Genomic DNA, 20,689 nt, shown 5'->3' on the forward strand with positions numbered 1-20,689 from the left:
GGCTGGCGTTTCACTGCCCCTCGGGAGACTCCGGTTCGCAGCGCACCAGCACGTCCAGCCGCTCTCCCCCACCGCCACCCGCACGTGGTGGGTCTGCGTGAGGATGCCGTTCGTGGGGTCGAAGCCCTTCCAGCCGACCTCCGTAGGATGAGGCAGAAGGGGAAGATGCGCTCCGTGCCGCGCTGATCCGCATGAACGGAGAACGTCACGCCCTGGTTCATCAGCGCCCGCTCCGCCAGCGCCTGCCCGTTCCAACAGCCACAGCACGTCCGGCCGGGGCGTGCCGCCCGTGCCCAGCAGCTCAGCCCAGGTGCCCGGCTGGATGGCGTATCCGTCGAAGAGTCCTCGGACCTGAAGCTGTCTCATGGTGGACCTCGTCTCGTTGCCGAAGACAAACGACACCCTGCGTCAACCACACTGTAGTGAGGGCGGGAGGCGTGCGACAGGAGCGGGCCTGCCGCGTAAGCGTTCCCGATGGCGGCGGCCGGTGGTGAACACATGAAACACGTGTGACGCGGGCGGGACGCAGCCTGCCGGACAGTCGGGCAGGACGCGGGTTGTAGGCCGGCGGGTGCGTGATGACGGTGCGCCCCCGGTACGGGTCGTTGGCGGCGTGGGTGTGGAGGGGCGGGCATGGGGACGGTCAGCGGTCGTGCATGGCTTTCGGCGTTGGCGTTGGTGGTGGGCGCGGGCCCGGCGTTCGCGCAGGGCGCCCCCGCGGCGCTGGATCCGATGACGGTGCGCCGGGTGACGGACGCCGCCGCTGATCCCCACCTGGTCCTCGCTCCCCGGTACTTCACGTCGCACTCGACCGTGGAGCTGAACGGGCGCCTGTATTTCCTTTCTGGCGCGAGCCGGCCCGACGGAGGGACGGTCAATGAGCTGTGGATGACCGATGGCACGACGGCGGGCACGCGGTCGCTGCAGGAGTGGCTGCCGCCCTCCATGCGCATCGACCTGAACTCGCTGCGCGCCACGTCGCAGCGCCTGTTCTTCACCGCGACCACGGACGACACCGGGCGCGAGCTGTGGACGAGCGACGGCACGCGCGAGGGAACGCACCTCACGCGCGAGCTCAGCCCTGGCCCGGCCTACGGCCTGTCGCCCCAGGCGCCGGTCATCGCGTTCGGGGACGTCGTGCTCTTCGCGCCGTCGGGCATGGGCACGTCGGAGTTCGACCTCTGGAAGTCGGACGGCACCGAGGCGGGCACCGTGCCGGTCAAGGACATCGCCCCGGGTCCCGCGTCGCTGCTCACCAGCGGCTTCGTGCGCGCGGGGGACAGCGTCTTCTTCAGCGCGCTGGGCCCCCAGGGGGATGAGCTGTGGCGCACGGATGGCACCGAGGCGGGCACCTGGATGGTGCGGGACCTCCAGCCCGGTCCGGCCAGCGCCTTCCCCCGGGAGCTCACCGCCGTGGGCAGCACCCTCTACTTCGCCGCCCAGCACGACCAGATGGGCCACTCGCTCTGGAAGACGGATGGCACGGCGGAGGGCACCGTGCACGTCGCGGCGTTTCCGCGCCCCGACGCGGGAAACCACGTCTTCAACCTCACCGCGCTGGGGGACCGGCTGCTCTTCCTCACGCGCCTGCCGGAGGGCATCGCGCTGTGGCGCACGGATGGCACCGAGGCGGGCACCCGGCCGCTGATGAAGCAGTCCTGGCAGGCGTTCGGAGGGACCAGCGCGCAGCTCATCCCGGTGGGCAACCAGCTCTACATCGTGGGCCAGGACCTGATCTTCGGGGACTCGCTGTGGGTGACGGACGGCACCCCGGAGGGCACCCGGCGCCTTCCGAGCCCGCTGCCGCAGGGACGTGAGTTCATCCGTGGCGCCACCGCCTGGGAGGGCGGGCTCGCCTTCATCCTGACGACGCCGGCGGGGGCGAACGAGCTGTGGATGACGGACGGGACCCTCCCGGGCACGACCCGGCAGACGCGGCTGCCGTCTGGCAACCCGAGCGCGCCCTCGGGGCTGGTGCCCTTCCAGGGCGCGCTCCTGACGGTGGGCGGGGACGCGTGGACGCCGAACGCCCTGTGGCGGCTGGAGCGGGATGACGCGGCGCCGACCTTCGTGTGCCCGGCCACCCGGAACGTGCCCTCCAACCGTCCGGAGGGCACCGACTACTTCAACATCAAGCTGCAGCCCGAGCTGCGGACCGGGCCGGAGCGGGCGTGGCTCAAGAACAACTTCGTGGATGGCTACCTGCTTCCGCTCCACCAGCCCGTCATCATCACCTACCAGGCCGGGGATGCGCAGGGCCGCCTCACGTACTGCACGACGGTGCTCACGTCGCTGGACATGACGGGGCCGGAGATGAACAGCTGCCCGGCGGCGCTCACCGTGAGCGCGCAGTCGGCCCGGGGCATCACCTTCTACTACCCGAAGCTGGGCATCGTGGATGAGACGAGCCGGGACTACGTGGTCGTCACCTACAGCCCGCAGAACGGCAGCACGCTGCCCCTGGGCACCACCCAGGTGAACGTGACGGCCCTGGACATGTCCGGCAACCAGAGCACCTGCTCCTTCCCCGTCACCGTGCGCGACAACGAGGCGCCCTCCAAAGCCTGCAAGGTGAACGAGGTCCGCGTGGAGGCGGAAGGCCCCGAGGGCGCGCACGCGTCCTGGCCGGACCTCACGCCCGTGGACAGCCTCTCCAGCAAGGTCACCGTCACCAGCACGCACGCGTCCGGGGACCTGTTCCCGCTGGGCCTCACCCGCGTGCAGGTCGTCAGCACCGACGAAGCCGGCAACAGCAGCACCTGCGAAATCCAGGTCCGCGTGCGTGACTCGCGCCCGCCCACGCTCACCTGCCCGGAGGACCAGACGCTCACCACCGCGGTGATGTCCGGCGCCCGCGCGGAGTACCCGGAGGCCCTGGCCGAGGACAGCGTCTCCGCGACGCAAATCGCCTACAGCCCCGTCGTGGGCACGCCGCTGGCGCCGGGCCTGCACGCCGTGCAGGTGACCGCCATGGACGCGGCCGGCAACGCGGCGCTCTGCAACTTCCACGTGACCGTGCAGTACGACCCGACGAGCGACATGCGCCAGGGCATGGGCTGCTCCGTGGGCGGCGACGCGTCGTCGGCGGTGGGCTGGGTGGCGCTGCTCGCCCTCGCCTGGACGCTCAGCCGCCGTGTGAAGGATGGCCGGCCGCGCGGATGAGCCATGAGCCGTGGCGGCGAGGGGGACTTCCGCTACAGTCCCTTCCGCCCCATGGACCTCACCCTCTTCGCCGTCGGACTCGTGAAGGTCGTTCTCGGCGGCCTCGTGGCCGCGCTCGGCATTGGCCTGAGCATGCGCGGTCTGAGCCGCCTGCTGGACAGCCACCCCGTGGAGGAGCTGCGCCAGGGCAACGTCGCCGCGGGCCTGGTGCACGCGACCAGCCTCGTGTCGCTGGGCCTGCTCGTGCAGCACGCGCTGAAGGCCACCAGTGACGCGGTGGACCTGGCGGTGCAGAACCCGCCCGTATCCGCGGGCTCGGTGCTCCGGCTGCTGGCCCTGGCGATGGTGCACGTGGGGCTGTCGCTGGCGGTGGGCGTGGCGGTGCTCGCCCTGGGCGTGCGGCTCTTCGACAAGATGACGCCGGGCATCGAGGAGCTGGCGGAGGTGCGCAAGGGCAACATCGCCGCCGCGCTCCTCTTGTGCGCCTTCCTGCTGGTCATCGCGCTGCTCACCGCGCCGGGCCTGCAGGCCGCGCTCAACGGGCTCATCCCCTTCCCGCAGCTGCCCACCGGCATGCTGCGCGCTCCCGCCTGAACCACCGCCATGGTCGCGCGCTCGTGGAAGACGCTGCTGTCGCTGGTGCTGGTGGGCGCGCTGCTCGTCTTCGCCGGCTGGGAGGTCGTCGTGGCCCGGAAGGCGGGCCGGCTCGCGGAGCCTCCGCGTCCTCCGGGCGTGGAGGTCCCCCCGGCCAATCCCCAGGAGGCGCGGACGGACCTGGGCGCGGTGCTGGTGCCGGAGGACACGCCCCCGGAGCGCGCGAAGGCCTATGACTGGCGCGTGGAGGGCATGGAGCCCGCGCGGCAGCAGGTGGCCTACGGCCTGGGGGAGGACCTGGAGCGCGGGCTGGAGCAGGCGCACCGCGACTACAGCGTGCGGCTGCGCTACCGCGCCATGGGCCCGGAGCGCTTCACCTACGTGGCGCCGCCGGGCTGCGGCACGGACATGCGCTGCATCTACGCGGAGCTGATGCGCAGCAACGCGGAGCCGGTGCGCGTGCTGGGTGAGCGCTTCGCCACCTCCATCCGCGAGCGCGACCTGGACGCGGCGCAGGCCACCGAGCTCATCCTCGGCTTCGTGCGCCGCATCCGCTACGAGCTGCCCGGAGACGAGCCCTTCGGCATCGTCCCACCCGGGCTGGTGCCCGCGCAGGACCGCGGCGACTGTGACTCCAAGGCCGTGCTGGCGCTGATGCTGCTGCGGCAGGTGGGCGTGGACGCCGTGATGCTCTACTCGGACGCGCTCGCGCACGCGGCCATCGGCGTGGGGCTGCCCGGCACCGGCACCCGCATCCCCTTCGGGGGGCGTGGGTACCAGTACGTGGAGCTCACGGCGGAGGGCTGGCCGCTGGGGATGATTCCGCCCCAGTACGACAAGCCGCAGCTGTGGCGCGTGCTTCCACTGCCGGACGCGCCGGGCTGAGCGCCGCTGGCGGTTCGCCGCGAATCCAAGTATTCCTGCTCTATCAATTTTCCCAGGTGGGGCAGGCACATGACAGGTTTTCGGACGTGGATGACGGTGGGGCTGGTGGCGCTGGCCACGGGCTGCGGCGCGGCGGAGGACGCGACGGCGCTGGCCGAGGCCGCGCAGGCGCTGGGCGCGTGCACGCACTCGGTGACGACGAACACGTACAACGGTCCGGACTACTGGGGCACGCTGGTGTTCAAGAACACGGGGACGGTGGCCATCGCCAACCCGGTCATCGCGCTGGACGTGCCTTCCGGCGTGACGTGTGACGATGATCAACCCGGCTGGACGCATACGCAGTCCGGCCGGACGTGCACCTTCACGCGCACGTCGTCGCTGACGGTGGCGGTGAGCGCGTCCTACACGTTCAACTACTCCACCAACTCCAACGTGTCCTTCACCGCGGCCAACGTGAAGGTCCAGTCCGACAGCTGCGGCGGCACGTCCCCGGGCGGCAGCGGCCTCACCGCGAGCCAGAAGAAGGTAGCCGAAGGGCTGACGAGCATCTGGGAGAACGACACGCCCACGCTGGACTACGCCTATTCGGAGAACATCCAGGACGGGCGCGGCTACACCAACGGGCGCGCTGGCTTCTGCACCGGCACGGGTGACGCCATCCAGGTGGTGCAGTGCTACCGGGCCCTGCGCACGGAAGGAAATGGCAACCGCCTGGCGAAGTACTGGAACGCGCTCACCGTCATCAACAACCGCTTCCTGTCCACCGGCCAGTCGCAGGCGTCCACGGCGGAGCTGGATGCGGTGGGCAACTGGAGGGCGGACTGGGCGGCCAGCTTCAACACCGCCGCCACGCAGGCGGACTTCAAGCAGTGCCAGGACCAGGTGAGCGACGCGCTCTATTACACGCCCACCATGACCGAAGCCGCGAAGTGGGGCCTCACCCAGGCGCTCACCAAGGCCGCGCTCTACGACGCGTCCATCAACCACGGCTTCGACGGCATGAAGGCCATCATCCGTCAGGCCAACACGGCCCTGGGCAACAGCGGCCAGGTGGCGCCGGTGATTGGCTACAACGGCATCACGGAGAGCGCGTGGCTCCAGAAGTTCCTGGAGAAGCGCCGCGACATCCTGGCTTCGGACTCCACCTGGGTGGAGGCGGTGGACCGCGTGGCCGCGTACGAGAAGCAGCGCCGCCGTGGCAACTGGGACCTGGGCACCGCCCTGCGCAACGACGTGCGCGCCCGCGACTGCTGGACGACGGCCTACCCGGCGAGCGGCTACACCGTGCGCAACATCAACCCGGACGGCACCTGGAGCACGCCGTCCTCGTACACGTACTCCTGCAACTAGGACGGGAGGACAGTCCGGCACACGGGCCGTGACGGCGGGCGCCCCGGGATGGCATGACCTGGGGCATGGCCCGTGACGTTTCGTTCTTCGACAAGCTCGGCTCGCTGCTCGCCCAGGAGCGCGAGGCCGAGAAGGCCCGCATGACCGCGCTCGCGCAGGGGCTCTCCCTGCGCGAACGTGAGGAGCAGGGCCTGTCCGTGCTGGACCTGGAGACCGTCGAGGAGGAGGTGGGCCTGGGCGGCCGCATCCTCCTCACGCTCGCCCGAGCGGACCGGGGCAGGCTGCCCACGCGCCTGTCCAACGGCGACCTGGTGGCGGTGCTGCCCCGCCGCGCGGAGGTGAAGGAGCCCGCGAAGGCGCTGATTTCACGCGCCACCTCCACCCGCATCCAGCTGGCCTTCGACCGCGAGCCGCCGGCCTACCTGTCCGAAGGCCTGTTGCGCCTGGACGTCGTCCCCAACGACGTCACCTACGAGCGCGTGCGCGCGGGCCTCCAGCGCGTAAAGGCCATGGACAAGGGCCAGGAGCGCCACAAGCGCGAGGTGCTGCTGGGCAACGAGGCCCCGAAGTTCGACAACACGAAGGACTTCACCCCCACCCGCCCGCTCAACCCGGAGCAGCAGGACGCCGCGAAGCGCGCGCTGGCCGCGGAGGACTTCTTCCTGGTCCACGGCCCGCCCGGCACCGGCAAGTCCACCGTGCTGGCGGAGGTCGCGGCCCAGGCCGTCGCGCGCGGAGAGCGCCTGCTCTGCACGGCGGCCAGCAACGCCGCGGTGGATCACCTGCTGGAGCTGTGCCTGGAGCAGGGCCTGCGCGCCCTCCGCGTGGGCCACCCCGCGCGCGTCGCCGCCCGCTTGCAGGAGCACACGCTGGACATCGTGGTGGAGGAGCACCCGGACCGCGTCGTCAGCCGCGACCTGTTCGACGAGGCCTTCGACCTCTTCGGCTACGCGCGCAGGCAGCGCAGCCAGGGCCGCAGCCGCGAGCGCTTCTCCAATGCCCGCTCGTCCACGGCCGAGGCCAAGGACCTGATGGACGAGGCGCGCAAGCTGGAGAAGAAGGCCGTGAAGGCCGTGCTCGCGCGAGCGGACGTGGTGTGCGTGACGCTCGCGAGCCTGGGCTCCGGCGTGCTCGCGGGCGAGGAGTTCGACCGCGCGCTCCTGGACGAGGCCACCCAGGCCACCGAGCCGCTGGCCCTGCTGGGCTTCCTGCGCGCGCCCAAGGTGGTGCTCGCCGGAGACCCGCAGCAGCTGCCGCCCACCGTGCTGTCACAGGAGGCGTCCAAGGCGGGCCTGGGCGTAAGCCTCTTCGAGCGCCTGCTCCAGGACCACGGCGACGACGTGAAGCGCATGCTGCGCGAGCAGTACCGGATGAACGCCGCCATCATGGCCTTCCCCTCCAAGGAGATGTACGGCGGCGAGCTGCGCGCCCACCCCTCCGTGGCGGACCGCACGCTGGACGGTGTGCTGAACCCCGGCGCCCAGGTGGACGCCCCGCCCGTGCTCTACCTGGACACCGCGGGCAAGGGCTTCGACGAGGAGGTGGAGCCCACCACGCACTCGCTGCTCAACCCCGGCGAGGCCACCTACGTCATCGCCCGCGTGCGCGAGCTGCTGGCCAAGGGGCTGTCCCCGCGCGAGCTGGCCGTCATCGCCCCGTACAGCGCCCAGGCCCGCCACCTGCGCGAGGCGCTGGAGGCCGTGCACCCGGACGTGGAGGTGGACACCGTGGACGCGTTCCAGGGCCGGGAGAAGGACGCCATCCTCGTCAGCCTCACCCGCTCCAACAGCGAGGGGCAGCTGGGCTTCCTCAACGACCTGCGCCGCATGAACGTGGCCCTCACCCGCGCGCGCCGGCACCTGTTCGTCGTGGGCGACTCCGCCACCTTGAGCAGCCACCCCTTCTACGGGCGCTTCATCGAAGGCACCCAGGCGGAGGGCGGCTACCGCTCGGCCTGGGAGTGGCCGGACCCGGCTGAACAATGATTGTCATCCCAACGACTCAGAGCTGCCCCGGAGGACTACGCAAGGAGTGCGGGCCGGCCGCGCGAAATTTGTCGCATCGCTGAACGAATTTTGTCACCTGCCCGGCCGCTGGGCGGGGGAGACGGCCGGAAATCAGGCATTTGGCCCCATCCCAGGGGTCGGCACGAAGACTGCTTTCCTTCCCAAACACGGAGGGAATGCATGTCTCAAGCGCCTGTGGTGACCAAGGAGAATGACGTCTGGGTGATTCGGATCGACCGGCCCAACGGCAAGACCCAGGAGTACCGCTGCGCCACGGAGAGCCAGGCCCGGCAGCTGGCCATGGTGCTCGGAAAGCCGGACACCGGCGGCCCGCCGCGCCCGGCGGCGTCGTCCAGCACCGTCGCGTAGGGTCGCCAGCACCCGGGGGGACGGAGTAAGCCGGTGGGCACGAGGAGACACCCGTGCCCGCCGCCGCATTCGAATCCCTCACCGTCGACGCAGAAGGACTGCCGCTGCACGTGCGGCAGCGTGGCGCCCGTGGAGTCCGGGGCGCCCCCGTCGTCTTGATGCTCCACGGGTGGCTGGACCACTCCCACAGCTTTGATCCGCTCTGCGAGCACCTGCCCGAAGCCTGGCGCACGGTGCTGCTCGACTTTCGCGGCATGGGACAGAGCGCCCACGCCGGCCCCGGCGCCGCGTACCACTTCAGCGACCACCTGCTGGACGTGGAGGCCACGCTGGACGGGCTGGCCCTGCCGCCGGTGCACCTGGTGGGGCACTCGCTGGGCGGCATCGTCGCGCTGGCGTACGCCGCCGCGCGCCCGGAGCGGGTGAAGAGCCTGACCCTCATCGAGAGCCTGGGCCCTTCCGGAGGCCCGCCCACCGGCGCCGTGCAGCGGCTGCGCGGCTTTTTGGACGACGCGCGCCGGCCCCCCAACCGCAAGCGCTACCCCACCGTGGAGGCCGCGGCGGAGCGCCTGCGTCAGGCGAACCCCACCCTCTCCCCGGACGCGGCGCTGCTCTTCGCGCGCCATGGCACCCGGCGCACGCCCGAGGGCGACTTCGCCTTCACCTTTGATCCGCGCCACCGCCGCCGCTTCGGCCAGGGCTTCGACGAGGCCCAGTGGCTGGCGCTGGAGGCCGCCGTCACCTGCCCCGTGCAGCTGCTCCGAGGCACCGAAGGCCTGTCCCCCGCCCCGGAGCTCCTGGAGGGACGGCTGGCGGCGCTGCGCACGCGGGTGTCCCCGCCCCGCTCGTTCGAAGGCGGCCACCACGTGCACCTGGAGCAGCCCGCCGCCATCGCCGCCGCGATCGCCGGCTTCGTGTCCGAAGCGTCAAGTTCCTGACCTGAAAAGTTGGGGGTGCAGGTTGGCAAAAGGTCAGGAAAAACCTTTCACCCTCCAGGGCACCCCGGTTCCCTCCAGCGCTCACTTGGCCGCTAACGCCTGAGCCAAGTCCCTGAATTCAGGTGGGTACCGGCTGACGGCCCCGGGCGGCACGGGTCTTGATTAGGGGGAGCCCGGGCTGGATCACGTGTCCCGGGCATCCGTGTGCGTGTGGTGGGGAAGGGTGGGGAGCGGACAATGGTGATGGGGTGGAGGGGTCGGTTCGTCCTGCTGGCGTCGTTGGTGGCGGGGACGATGGCGTGTCACGAGGAGGACCAGACGCGCGGGGTGCAGGCCACGGCGGTGCTGGACGTGGACGCGCTCGACTTCGGCGAGGTGCCGGTGGGCGAGTGGCGTGAGAAAGAGGTCCGCATCCGCAACGTCGGTTACGTGCCCTTCTCCGCGATTGAGGCGCTGGGGCTGGGCAACAACCCGTCCTACCAGGTGGAGCTGACGGACGGCGGCGGCCGCGTGCCGCCGGGCGAGTCCCACGTCGTCAAGGTGCGCTTCCACCCGCTGGCCGAGGGGCCGGTGGAGGAGACGCTGCGCGTGACGACGGACGCCAACGTGGGCGCCCTGCAGCAGCTGCCCGTGCAGGGCCTGGGCACGCCCACGCGCATCGGCGTCAGCCCGCCGGTGCTGGACTACGAGACGCTGGAGGTGGACAGCGACCGCACGCTGGAGGTGACGGTCACCAACCCGGTGGACCTGCCGCTGACGCTGAAGGTCGCGGGTGAGAACGCGGATCCGTTCACCGCGGACACCATCACCGTGCCGCCCAACAGCACGCAGGTGGTGAAGACGAAGTACCTGCCCCGCGCGCTGGGGCAGATGGGCGCCCGGCTGGAGGTCGTCTCCTGCGAGACGTGCACCCCGTCCGTGGTGGACTTGAAGGGCAACTCCGTGGCCAGCGCCTTCGTGTTCGACCCGGCGCCCGTGCCCTTCGACGAGATTCCGGTGCACGAGCGCACCGAGTCCTTCACCCGCGCGCGCAATGTCACCTGGCGCCCGGTGACCATCTCCGCGCTGGCGACGAGCGACCGCGCCTTCTCTCCGCTGACCAAGCCGGAGGGCACCACGGTGCAGCCGGGCGAGGTGGTGGAGATGCGCATGGAGTTCGCCGCGCGCTTCTCCGGCCCCAACGTGGGCAACCTCACCGTGGCGTACGCGTCCGACAAGGCGCGTGAGTCGCGCGTGATGCTGGATGCGCGCGGTGGCCGGCCCACGCTGGCCGTGGCCCCGGTGGCCCTGGACTTCGGCGAGCTGCCCGTGGGCGGCAAGGTGGAGCAGGTCATCCGCATCACCAACGCCGGCAGCAACGGCCCGCTCACCTTCACCGGCGTGCGCGCGGACGGGGACGCGGTGCAGTTCGACGTGGCCACGCCCACGCGCGGCACGCAGAACTACCCGTGGAAGGGCGGCACCTGGCCCGCGCTGGAGGCCAACGGCCTGCAGATTCAGCCGGGCGACGACGCGCTGGAGCTGAAGGTCTACTTCGAGCCCAAGAACGAGGGCACCTTCAGCGCCACGCTCTACGTGCAGTCCAACGACCTGTTCACGCCCGAGCGCGCCATCACCCTGACGGCCCGCGCCCGCGCCTCCGGCCCCTGCGTGTATGAGCTCTTGCCGCAGCCGAAGCTGGAGTTCGCCAACGTGGTGCCCGGCCGCGGCGCGGTGCTGGGCTTCTACTTCCGCAACCCCGGCCGGGCCGAGTGCGCCATCAAGAACGTGCACCTGTCCAATGACGGCGGCGGCGTGTTCAGCATGCCGGGCGGCCCCATCACGGGCGGCGTGGTGCTCTACGACACGGCCTTCAGCTCCATGATTGCCTTCCGCGCGCCCACCACGGGTGGCGAGTTCAACGGCGAGCTGATGCTCACCGTCAACAACCCCGCCTACCCCACGGTGACGCTGCCCATCCACGCGGTGTCCAACCCGTCGTGCCTGGTGGCCACGCCGTCCTTCGTGGACTTCGGGCCCATCCGCTACGACTGCCCGGCCAAGCCGCGCAAGACGTTCCTGTCCAACCGCTGCAGCGAGCCGCTCACCGTGGCGGACGCCACCATCGGCAACGGCACGTCCAAGCAGTTCTCCCTGATGACGCCGGTGACGGCGCCCATCACGCTCCAGCCCGGCGAGGGCTTCGAGATGGAGGTGGACTACGCCCGCAACGTGCTGGGCCAGCACTACAGCCCGCTGTACTTCCAGACGGACACGGAGGCGAACCGCTTCCTGGTGCCGCTGCTGGCGGAGACCAACCACGAGGGCATCCAGGTGGACCGCTTCACGCAGGGCACCGACAGCCAGCTGGACGTGCTCTTCGTGGTCTCCAACACCACCACGATGGAGACGTACCAGCAGCGCCTGCGCAGCGCGATTCCGGGGTGGCTGGCCCGCGCCAGGGAGCTGAACGTGGACGTGCGCGTGGGCGTCACCAGCACGGGCCTGGTGCAGCGCCCGGGGCTGTGCGGCGGCGGCGCCAACGGCGGTGAGGCCGGCCGGCTCTTCCCGGTGGACGGCAGCCGCGCCCGCGTGGTGTCCGGCAACAGCGCCAACGCGGCGGCCACCATCCAGGCCAACCTGGACGTGGGCCTGTGCCACAACCTGGTGCAGGGCCTGGAGACGATGCGCCAGGGCCTGTCCGCCCCGCTGTCCGAGCAGGCCGACGACGTCCGCACCCCGCAGCCCAACGACGGCAACCTGGGCTTCACCCGCGCCGCGGCCCGCATGGCGGTGGTGGTGATGGCGGACGAGGACGACCACTCCGGCTTCGAGCCCGACAGCTACATCCAGTTCCTCCAGACGCTGAAGGGCACGGGCATGTCCCAGCGCAGCAACCTGCACGCGCTCATCCCCAACGGCTCCTGCTCCACCGCGAGCAGCAGCGCGGACCGCTTCGCCTCGGTGGCCAGGGGCACGGGCGGCACCGTGGGCTCCATCTGCGAGGGTGACTACCGCGGGTTCCTGGACCCCATCATCCAGCAGGCCGGCGAGCCCCAGGCGGACTTCCACCTGACGGCCACGCCGGACGGGACCGCGGAGATGAGCGTCCGGGTGAACGGCCGCACGCTGGGTGCGGACCAGTGGACCTACGACGCCGGCCGCAACGCGGTCATCTTCGCGGCGGGCTCCGTCCCCACCCCGGGCCAGTCCGTGGAGATCCGCTACCGCAGCATCTGCGCCGCCACCCCGTAGTCTCCCAGCCGGGAACGGGTTCGTGACGCAGCGCGGCCGGGCCGGTCCCTCAAAAGGGGGCCGGCCCGGTTCGCGTTTTTGGGGAGGCCCGGGCTTTTGAGATCCGCGCTGACGCGGCTATCGTCACTGCCGGAGTGGAAACGTTCGGCCGCTATGAATTGCTGCGCAAACTGGCCACCGGCGGCATGGGGGCGGTCTATCTGGCGCGGCAGAAGGGGCCGGTGGGCTTCCAGAAGCTGCTGGTGGTGAAGCGGCTGTTGCCCCACCTGTCGGAGGACGACGAGTTCCTCCAGATGTTCCTGGACGAGGCGCGCATCGCGGCGCTGCTCAACCACCCCAACATCGCGCAGATCTACGAGATGGGGGACGTGGACGGGCAGTACTACATCGCGATGGAGTACGTGCACGGCGAGCCGCTGGGCTCGCTGGTGCCGCGCGCGTCCGCGCACCCGGGCGGGTTTCCGCTGGGCCTGCGCTGCCGGATCATCGCGGAGGCGGCGGCGGGGCTGGACGCGGCCCACAACGCGCGCAGTCCGTCCGGCCGGAAGCTGTCGCTCATCCACCGGGACGTGTCGCCGCAGAACGTGCTGGTGGGCTTCAACGGCGGCGTGAAGCTCATCGACTTCGGCGTGGCGAAGGCGCAGGGCAAGCTGTCCCAGACGGTGGTGGGCACCATCAAGGGCAAGCACGCGTACATGTCCCCGGAGCAGGCGCGGGGTGAGCCGCTGGATGCGCGCTCGGACGTGTTCGGCCTGGGGACGGTGTTCTACGAGCTCTTGACGAACGGCCGCCTGTTCAAGCGCGAGACGGAGATGGCCACGCTCAAGGCCGTCGTGGGGCATAAAATCGTCCCGCCGTCGGAGGCGGTGCCGGGGATTCCGAAGTCGTTGGATCCCATCGTCTTCAAGGCGCTGGCGCGCAAGCGCGACGACCGGTTCTCCACCGCGGGCGAGCTGCAGCTGGCGCTGGAGGAGTTCCTCCAGCAGGAGAAGCTGCACGGCACCAGCGCGCACCTGGCCGCGTTCATGCGGGACGTGTACGCGGACGAGCTGGAGGAGGAGCGCTTCGCGGCAGAGCCGACGATGATCTACTTCGACCCGCGCCTGATGGCCCGGCCGGGCAGCCCCGCGAAGGCGCCGGCCTCCGGCGCGACGCCGTCCCCGGGCAAGGCGCAGGGGCCAGCAAAGACGCCGCCGCGAGCGCCGGAGCCGTCGGTGAGCCAGTCGTCGACGAAGGCCGCCGCGTCGCCGGAGGGCTCGGGCATGGGACCTTCAGCGGAGCGGACCTCGCGCACGAAGGAGAACTCCGGCCTGAGCCGCCCGGAGGCCCGGCCCGTGAGGACGCGGGAGAACACGGGCGTGAGCCTGGCGGACACGCGCCCCCTGCACGACGAGGACGCGAGCCGGCCCACGTCGAAGCACGAGGCCGTGCGCACGGAGCCGGGCCGGTCCTCCACCGCGAAGCACGAGGCCGTGCGCGCGGAGACCGGCCGCTCCTCCACTGCCCAGTTCGGCGCGGTGCGCGACGACGCCTCGAAGCCCGCCCGCGCGCCAGACGGCTCCACGGCCAGCCGCTCCGCCGCGAAGGCCGTGAAGGTCTCCGGGGAGACGACGGGCAGCCGCTCCGCCGCGAAGGCCGTGCGCGCGCCGGAGGACTCCGCCGGAGGCAAGGCGCCCGCGAAGCCGGGCCGCACCGAGGGCTCCGTGTCCTCCGCCCGCCGTCCCGTGCGCGGCGGCGGTCCCGACTCCGACAAGTAGCCGCGGCTACAGGCTGGCCAGGGCCACGCGGTACAGCGCGCGGTAGCCCATGCGCGGCGCCACTTCGAAGCGGTCCGCGTTGAAGATGTCGCGCATCAGCGCCTGACCGTCCGGCGTGGACGGCAGTCCCAGGAGCGCCGCTTCCAGCGCGGTCACCAGCGGCGCGGGCAGCCCCATGGCCACCGGCACGCCGTCGTTGGGGGCCTCATCCGTGTAGGCCAGCAGCTCGAACTTCGCGCCCATGCCCGGACCCAGCACGTCCTCCACGCCCGTGGTGAACGTGAGGCCGGTGGAGGCCGGCGGACAGAAGACGCTCGTCACCTGCGCCCTGCCCTCCAGCACCGCCTCCAGCGCGCCCTGGTACGAGCCCGTGAACTGCTGCGACACGAACGCGCGCGACGGCTCCAGCCCCTGCGTCTTCAGGAACGCGCTGGGCAACAGGTAGCCCGCCACCGAATCGCGGTCCACCCACGCCGCCGTGGCGCCCTTGAGCTTCTCCAGCGTCAGCCCGGAGCCCGCCCGCCCCACCAGCGCGGAGCGGTAGCTGGACATGCCCCGGCGCACACCGCGCGCCAGCACCCGCACGCCCATGGCCTCCATGCGCGCGCACACGAAGGGCGGCGCCCAGGCCGCGTCCGCGCGCCCGGACAGGAGGTCCTTGGCCAGGGTCTCGTAGCTGGTGGCCACGCTGACCTCCACCAGCTTGCCCAGCGCGCGCTGCAGGAACGACGCGAGCCGTTCCGCGCGCTCGCGCGCCGTCTCACTGCCCAGGGACGGCGGCAGGCCGAAACGGAAGGAGTGCCGCGAACCAGGGGGGACGTGCGGGGTCATACGACTCCCGGTTTACCCCTGCTGGTCCAACCGCGCCACTTCATCGTCAGCCAGACCGAACGTTGCCTGGAGCAGATCCAGGATGCGCTGCTCCGCGTTACTCGTCCGCCCGGAGGCGTGGGCAATCTTCGTGGCCAGCTGGTAGGCCTTCACCCGCTGCGAGTGCGTGGCCAGCCCGTGCGCCAGGACCTGGAGCCGCTGGGGCAGGCCGTCCGTGGCCAGCGCCGCCACGGACTCGCTCACGAAGCCCTGCGCCCGCTCCGGGCTCACGTTCTGGAAGAGCGGATCCGCCGCGAAGCTCTCCACCATGGCGCGGGCCTCCGCCTCCTTCAGCTGGCCGTCCGCCGCCAGCACCAGCACCATCACCTCCGCGAACAGCCGCTCCAGGGGCTCGCCCAGCGCCTCGGACAGGCTGCCGCCCTGCTCGATGACGTCGATGATCTGCGCGACCTCGTCCTCGGAGATGCCCAGCGCCGCCTGGAACGTCTTGAGCAGCCCCAATTCCGACCGGGTGGCCCGCTGATCCGCCAGCGCCACCGCCGCCGCCAGGCCGAAGGCCAGCATCCGGTTCTTGTGGTCCGGCAGCCTGCGGCGCAGCGAGGAGAGCACCTCCTCCAGGTTGCGCGCCTCGGCCAGCCGCACCGCGCTGGTCTCCACCAGCAGGTTCAGCTCACCGGATTGCGTGCCCTCGAACTCCGGGCGCTCCAGCACGCGCGCCAGCAGCGTCTGCATCTCGCGCTGGGACACGCTGCCGTCCGCCATCGCGGCCAGCAGCATGGCCTCCACCAGCGCCGCGTTGCGCTCCTTGCGCGCCTTTACTGCCTGCTCTCGAGCCATGGACTGGCGCTCCCTTGCGTCTCGTTGGTGGGGGGGGTGGCCACGGGCCCGTCTTCCGTCGCGTTCAGCGGGTCCGGGTTCAGCGTCTTGTCCAAGAGGTGCGTGGGCCGCACGTTCGACATCGCGTTGAGCAGGCTCTGGCGGACGTTGGGGATCTCCTTGCCCAGGTCCTCCACCAGCTTCTGCATCCGCTTGCGCTGCAGGTTCTCCTGCGAACCGCACAGGTCGCAGGGGATGATGGGGAACTGCTTCTCTTGCGCGAACTGGATGATCTCCTTCTCCGGCGCGTAGCACAGCGGCCGGATGACCACGTTGCGGCCGTCGTCGCTCTTCAAGAGCGGCGGCATCGCCTTGAGGCTCCCGGCGAAGAACATGTTCAGGAGCATCGTGTGGATGAGGTCGTCGCGGTGGTGGCCCAGGGCGATCTTGTTGCAGCCCAGGTGCACGGCGGCGTTGTAGAGGATGCCCCGGCGCAGCCGTGAGCACACCGAGCACTGCGTCTTCCCGGGCGGGGTCTTCTCCAGGACGATGCTGTAGGTGTCCTCCTTCAGCATCTTGTAGGCGTAGCCTTCCTTCTGGAAGTAGCCCTCCAGGATGTGGCCGGGGAAGCCGGGGTGGCCCTGGTCCAGGTTCACCGCCAGCAAGTCGAACTTCACGGGGGCTCGCCGCTGCAGCTCACGCAGCAGGTGGAGCATCGTGTAGGAGTCCTTGCCTCCCGACACGCCCACCATGATGCGGTCCCCGGCCTCGATGAGGCGGAAGTCCGCGATGGCCCGGCCCATGTGGCCAAGCAGGCTCTTTTCAAGACGTTGGGCGTCGTTCATCGGCGGGGCCATCCTAGCGGCGGTTCGGGAAAAAACACGTCAAAGGGGCAGGCCGGTCCGCTAGCCTGCTCCCCGCGATGCCGACCTTCCCTCAGGGTGCCTTGGATGTGGTGGACCGCGCGGGCGAGGAAGCCGCCACGCGGGTGCTGGAGGCCGCGCCGGAAGTGGCGGTGGACCTGGAGGCGGACGCCATGCACGCCTTCCGCGCCCGCCTGTGCTTCCTCCAGCTGGGCACCGACACGGACATCTTCCTCTTCGACACGCTCCAGCCGGGCGTGGATCCGCGCCTGCTCTCCCCCATGATGGAGGACCCCGCTCGCACGAAGTACTTCCACGCCGCCCAGGGCGACCTGCAGTTCCTCGCGGAGGCCGGCGTGCGCGTGCGGGGCCTCTTCGACACGCACCGAGCCGTGACGCTCCTGGGGTGGCCCAAGGTGGGCCTGGCGGACCTGGCCCGCGAACGGCTGGGCGTGGAGCTGCCAAAGGAGCACCAGCAGTCCGACTTCTCCCTGCGTCCCCTGCCCCCGGGCATGCGGGACTACATCGCCAACGACGTGCGCTACCTCTGTGAGCTGGGCCGCCAGGTGCGCGACGCGTGCCGCGAGGCGGACATCCTGGAGGAGGTGCTGCTGGACTGCGACCGCATGTGCGCGGAAGCGGAGGCCCGGCCGGAGGTGGGCGCCGAGTACAAGCCCAAGCTGTCCCGAAGCGGCCTGTCCACCGCGCAGTACGCGCTCGCGTACGCCATCGCGCAGGGGCTGCACAAGCTGCGGCTGGAGTGGGCGGAGAAGGACAACGTGCCCATGGGCCGCATGCTGTCCAACATGGCCATCACCGACCTGGCGCTGAAGCAGCCGGACACGCACAAGGACCTGGCGCGCGCGGCCGGCGTGCGCGGCGCGGTGGTGCGCGCCCACGGCGACGCCATCCTTGCCCTCATCCGCGACCACCAGCAGAAGGCCGCCCGGGGCGAGCTGGACCTGGACCGCGAACAGAAGGGTCCGCGAGACCCCCACCGGCGCAAGCGCGAGGACGCGCTCAAGGCCTTCCGAGTTGAACAGGCCACCCTGCGCAAGGTGACGCCCAGCGTGGTGCTGACGAACCCGCTCATGGACGCGCTCGCGTCCAGGCCGCCCGCGAGCGTGGAGGAGCTGTCGCAGCTGCCCTACCTCGGGGAAAAGCGGATCAAGCTGTATGGCGACAAGCTGGTCGAGCTGCTCAAGCCCTTTCCGGTGCTGGGAAGCTGACGTTCGCCCCCGACGAAAAGGCAGCTGGAGTACGATTCGGCTGAATCGTGCGCGGGGCTTGTGCATCCGTTGCCGGCTCGCTGTCCATGACCCTGGAACGCAGATGTTGAAGCCCCATCTGCGGCCTGGGTGCCGGTTGCGAGATCCGCGTGCGTGCGTACCTTTGACGCCGCACAAAGGGAGGGCGTGGCCATGTTGGGAGCCAGGACAGGCGGGGCGCGGACAGAGGTCTCCCGGTGCATTGCCGCGAGCCTGAAGTGCCAGTCGGCCTGCGAGGCGGGCATGGCGCGGCTGACGGCCCAGGGCATCGCCGCGGACGACGACGCGGTGCGGCTGCTGCGCCAGTGCGCGGAGCTGTGCGAGCTGAACGTGCGCGCGCTCCAGAAGGAGAGCCGGCTGTCGCGCCGCACCGCCAGCCTGTGCTTCGAACTGAGCAACCAGGTGGCCCGCGCCGCGTGGCTGGAGGCGCAGGACCCGGACTCGCACGCGCTCGCGCGGGACGCGCTGCACCTGGCGCGCGCGTGCCGCCCGCTGGTGTTCGCGGCCTAAAGGGCTTTAGAGCTTGATGCCGTACAGCGCGCCGTACTTGCCGCGCAGGTACGCCAGGAAGTCCTTGTCCGTGAGCCCCTCGCCGGTGATGGCGCGCACGCGCTCCTCCGCGGGCAGCCGGAAGCCGTGCGAGTGCAGGTTCGTGCGCAGCCATCCCAGCAGCGACGACGTGTCGCCCCGCGCCAGGTCCGCCTCCAGTGACGGCAGCGCCCGGTTCGCGGCGGCGTACAGCGAGGCCGCGTAGAGGTTCCCCAGCGAGTACGTGGGGAAGTAGCCCAGCTCTCCCCAGGCCCAGTGGATGTCCTGGAGCACGCCCTGCGTGTCGTCCGGGGGCGTGATGCCCAGGTAGCGCCGCATGCGCTCGTTCCACGCGGACGGCAGCTCCGACACGGGCAGCTCGTCGCGCAGCATCGCCAGCTCCAGCTCGTAGCGCAGGGCGATGTGCAGGTTGTACGTCACCTCATCCGCCTCCACGCGGATGAGCGACGGCACCACGTGGTTGATGCCCGCGTGGAAGCCGTCCAGGTCCACGTCCGCCAGCGCCTGGGGGAAGGCGTCCTTCAGCGCGGGGAAGTGGGACACCCAGAAGGCGCGGCCCCGGCCCACCAGGTTCTCCCACAGGCGGGACTGGGACTCGTGCAGGCCCATGGAGGGCACGGACGCCAGCGGCGTGCGGTGGTGCTCCTCGGAGAAGCCCTGCTCGTACAGGCCGTGGCCCGCCTCGTGGAGCGTGCCGAAGAGCGCGGCCGGCGGCCACGTCGCGTCCAGGCGCGTGGTGAGGCGCACGTCCTGCGCGTGCACGCTGTTGGTGAAGGGGTGGATGCTCACGTCCTGGCGGCCCGCCTCCAGGTCGAAGCCCACGGCCTTCAAGAGCCGCATGGTGAACTGCCACTGCTGGGCCGTGTCGTAGGTGCGGCCGGAGAGGAACGCGGGGAAGGGCCGCTTCAGGCCGCCCAGCGTGGCCACCATGGGGATGAGCGCGTCGCGCAGCGCGGTGAGCACCGGCGTCAGGCGCTTGACGCGCATGCCGGGCTCGAAGCCCTCCAGCAGCGCGTCGTAGCGCTCGCCGTCGTGGCCCTGCGCGTCCGCCTGTTCGCGGCGCAGGGCGAGCAGCTTCTCCAGCGCGGGCTGGAAGCGCTCGAAGCGCCTGGTGGAGCGGGCCTCGCGCCACGCCGTGAGGCCTTCGCCCTGCGCCTCCGCCAGCGCGGTCACCAGCCGGGCGGGCAGCCGCACGGCGCGGTCGCGCTCACGGGTGAGGACGCGCACCATGGCGCGCTCGTCGGGCGTGAGGGCTTGGGCGTCCGGCCCCCCTTCCCCGGCGCGGGCCAGGGCCTCGCCCAGGCGCGGGTCCACCAGGCGCTCATGGTGGAGGGACTGGACGGTGGCCAGCTGCTGGGCGCGGGCGGTGGCCGCCTTGGAGGGCAGGTAGACCTCCCGGTCCCAGGAAGCCAGGTTGATGACGCTGTTCAGGTCGTTCAGCTCATGCATCCGCGCGCGCAGCCAGGAGTCCATGGCCTGTGTTTCTAGCGCGCTTCCAGGGTATGAGGACGCCCGCGATGGCCAACATCCTCCAATTCTTCATGGCACCCGACGACGAGGTCGCCTTCTTCCGCTTCCTGGAGCGCCACGTCCTGGAGGTCTACCCCCGCCGGGTGCCCCCGGACTGGGTGCCCTTCCGCGCCACCGCGGAGAACATCCCGCGCCTGCCCGAGGAGGACCTCTACCTGGTGGCCAGCGAGATTGGCCCCGCCATGGTGGACAAGGTGAAGCGCGGCCCGGACAAGGGCTTCTGGCGCATCGACGAGGTGCGCTCGCCCGTCATCTTCATCGAGCGCTCGCGCCGCAACGAAGAGGGCGAGCTGCTCAGCGGGAAGATGTGGGTGGAGCTGGAGGTGACGTCCCAGACGGGCCGCCGCGACGCGGCCCCGGACAAGTTCCGCCGCCTCTACCTGGAGGTGGAGGAGTTCGTGAAGAAGACCTTCCGCCGGGGCGACCCGAAGGACTTCTTCGTGGGCAACCGCGCCGCGCGCCTCTTCAAGGAGGGGCTGGTGCTGCGCGACTCCGCCTTCCGCGGCGGCACCGTGGTGCCGCACAAGTAGCCTC

Annotated in this window: 16 protein-coding genes; 12 read left to right on the forward strand and 4 right to left on the reverse strand. The window is 71.0% G+C overall.

The features are described from left to right. The first annotated feature begins 633 nt into the window (after positions 1–633). The 9 genes from D7X96_RS11715 to D7X96_RS41455 all read left to right on the forward strand — a co-directional run bounded on the left by D7X96_RS11715 (position 634) and on the right by D7X96_RS41455 (position 14,298). On the forward strand, positions 634–3,162 hold the full coding sequence (locus D7X96_RS11715) for an HYR domain-containing protein (protein ID WP_121769735.1): 2,529 nt from the start codon (positions 634–636) through the stop codon (positions 3,160–3,162). A gap of 3 nt (positions 3,163–3,165) precedes the next feature. After that, on the forward strand, positions 3,166–3,756 hold the full coding sequence (locus D7X96_RS11720; protein ID WP_244219545.1) for a DUF350 domain-containing protein: 591 nt from the start codon (positions 3,166–3,168) through the stop codon (positions 3,754–3,756). Positions 3,757–3,765: 9 nt separating this feature from the next. Then, on the forward strand, positions 3,766–4,641 hold the full coding sequence (locus tag D7X96_RS11725) for a hypothetical protein (RefSeq protein ID WP_121769736.1): 876 nt from the start codon (positions 3,766–3,768) through the stop codon (positions 4,639–4,641). A 69-nt stretch (positions 4,642–4,710) separates the two neighbouring features. After that, positions 4,711–5,994, forward strand: coding sequence for a chitosanase (locus D7X96_RS11730; protein WP_121725251.1), 1,284 nt, complete (start codon positions 4,711–4,713; stop codon positions 5,992–5,994). 65 nt (positions 5,995–6,059) lie between these two features. Then, positions 6,060–7,979 carry an AAA domain-containing protein gene (locus D7X96_RS11735; RefSeq protein ID WP_121769750.1) on the forward strand — a complete coding sequence of 640 codons (1,920 nt, stop codon included), beginning with the start codon at positions 6,060–6,062 and terminating at the stop codon, positions 7,977–7,979. Between the two features lie 201 nt (positions 7,980–8,180). Then, entirely contained in the window at positions 8,181–8,369 is a 189-nt protein-coding gene (locus D7X96_RS11740; protein WP_120551369.1) for a hypothetical protein, read from the forward strand. Between the two features lie 53 nt (positions 8,370–8,422). Continuing rightward, a complete protein-coding gene (locus D7X96_RS11745) occupies positions 8,423–9,307 on the forward strand; it encodes an alpha/beta fold hydrolase (protein WP_121769737.1) in 885 nt (294 codons plus the stop codon). 237 nt (positions 9,308–9,544) lie between these two features. Then, positions 9,545–12,541, forward strand: coding sequence for a choice-of-anchor D domain-containing protein (locus D7X96_RS11750; RefSeq protein ID WP_121769738.1), 2,997 nt, complete (start codon positions 9,545–9,547; stop codon positions 12,539–12,541). 134 nt (positions 12,542–12,675) lie between these two features. Next, entirely contained in the window at positions 12,676–14,298 is a 1,623-nt protein-coding gene (locus D7X96_RS41455) for a serine/threonine protein kinase (RefSeq protein WP_279637379.1), read from the forward strand. Positions 14,299–14,304: 6 nt separating this feature from the next. Here the strand turns inward: D7X96_RS41455 and D7X96_RS11760 are convergent, their stop codons facing one another. From D7X96_RS11760 to ttcA, 3 genes are read right to left on the reverse strand one after another with little or no spacing between them, the layout of a single operon-like run. Continuing rightward, positions 14,305–15,129, reverse strand: a complete 825-nt coding sequence (locus D7X96_RS11760) for a phosphate/phosphite/phosphonate ABC transporter substrate-binding protein (protein ID WP_121769739.1) — start codon at positions 15,127–15,129, stop codon at positions 14,305–14,307. Between the two features lie 12 nt (positions 15,130–15,141). Then, entirely contained in the window at positions 15,142–15,966 is an 825-nt protein-coding gene (locus D7X96_RS11765) for a tellurite resistance TerB family protein (protein WP_120551365.1), read from the reverse strand. Next, positions 15,945–16,802 carry a tRNA 2-thiocytidine(32) synthetase TtcA gene (gene ttcA, locus D7X96_RS11770; protein ID WP_120551364.1) on the reverse strand — a complete coding sequence of 286 codons (858 nt, stop codon included), beginning with the start codon at positions 16,800–16,802 and terminating at the stop codon, positions 15,945–15,947. The genes D7X96_RS11765 and ttcA overlap by 22 nt, the downstream gene beginning before the upstream one ends. Before the next feature lie 65 nt (positions 16,803–16,867). Between ttcA and D7X96_RS11775 the strand changes: the two genes are divergently transcribed. Next, complete coding sequence (locus tag D7X96_RS11775; RefSeq protein WP_120551363.1) at positions 16,868–18,037, forward strand: ribonuclease D; 1,170 nt, start codon at positions 16,868–16,870, stop codon at positions 18,035–18,037. A gap of 192 nt (positions 18,038–18,229) precedes the next feature. Then, positions 18,230–18,586, forward strand: a complete 357-nt coding sequence (locus tag D7X96_RS11780) for a four-helix bundle copper-binding protein (protein ID WP_199746962.1) — start codon at positions 18,230–18,232, stop codon at positions 18,584–18,586. A 6-nt stretch (positions 18,587–18,592) separates the two neighbouring features. On the opposite strand, the gene D7X96_RS11785 is transcribed toward D7X96_RS11780, so the two are convergent. Next, entirely contained in the window at positions 18,593–20,098 is a 1,506-nt protein-coding gene (locus D7X96_RS11785) for a carboxypeptidase M32 (RefSeq protein WP_121769740.1), read from the reverse strand. Positions 20,099–20,142: 44 nt separating this feature from the next. Between D7X96_RS11785 and D7X96_RS11790 the strand changes: the two genes are divergently transcribed. Continuing rightward, the gene (locus tag D7X96_RS11790) at positions 20,143–20,685 is read left to right on the forward strand and encodes a hypothetical protein (protein ID WP_120551360.1); all 543 of its coding nucleotides are present in this window, start codon (positions 20,143–20,145) and stop codon (positions 20,683–20,685) included. Positions 20,686–20,689: the final 4 nt, after the last annotated feature.

Source organism: Corallococcus interemptor (assembly GCF_003668875.1).
In the GTDB taxonomy this organism is placed as follows: domain Bacteria; phylum Myxococcota; class Myxococcia; order Myxococcales; family Myxococcaceae; genus Corallococcus; species Corallococcus interemptor.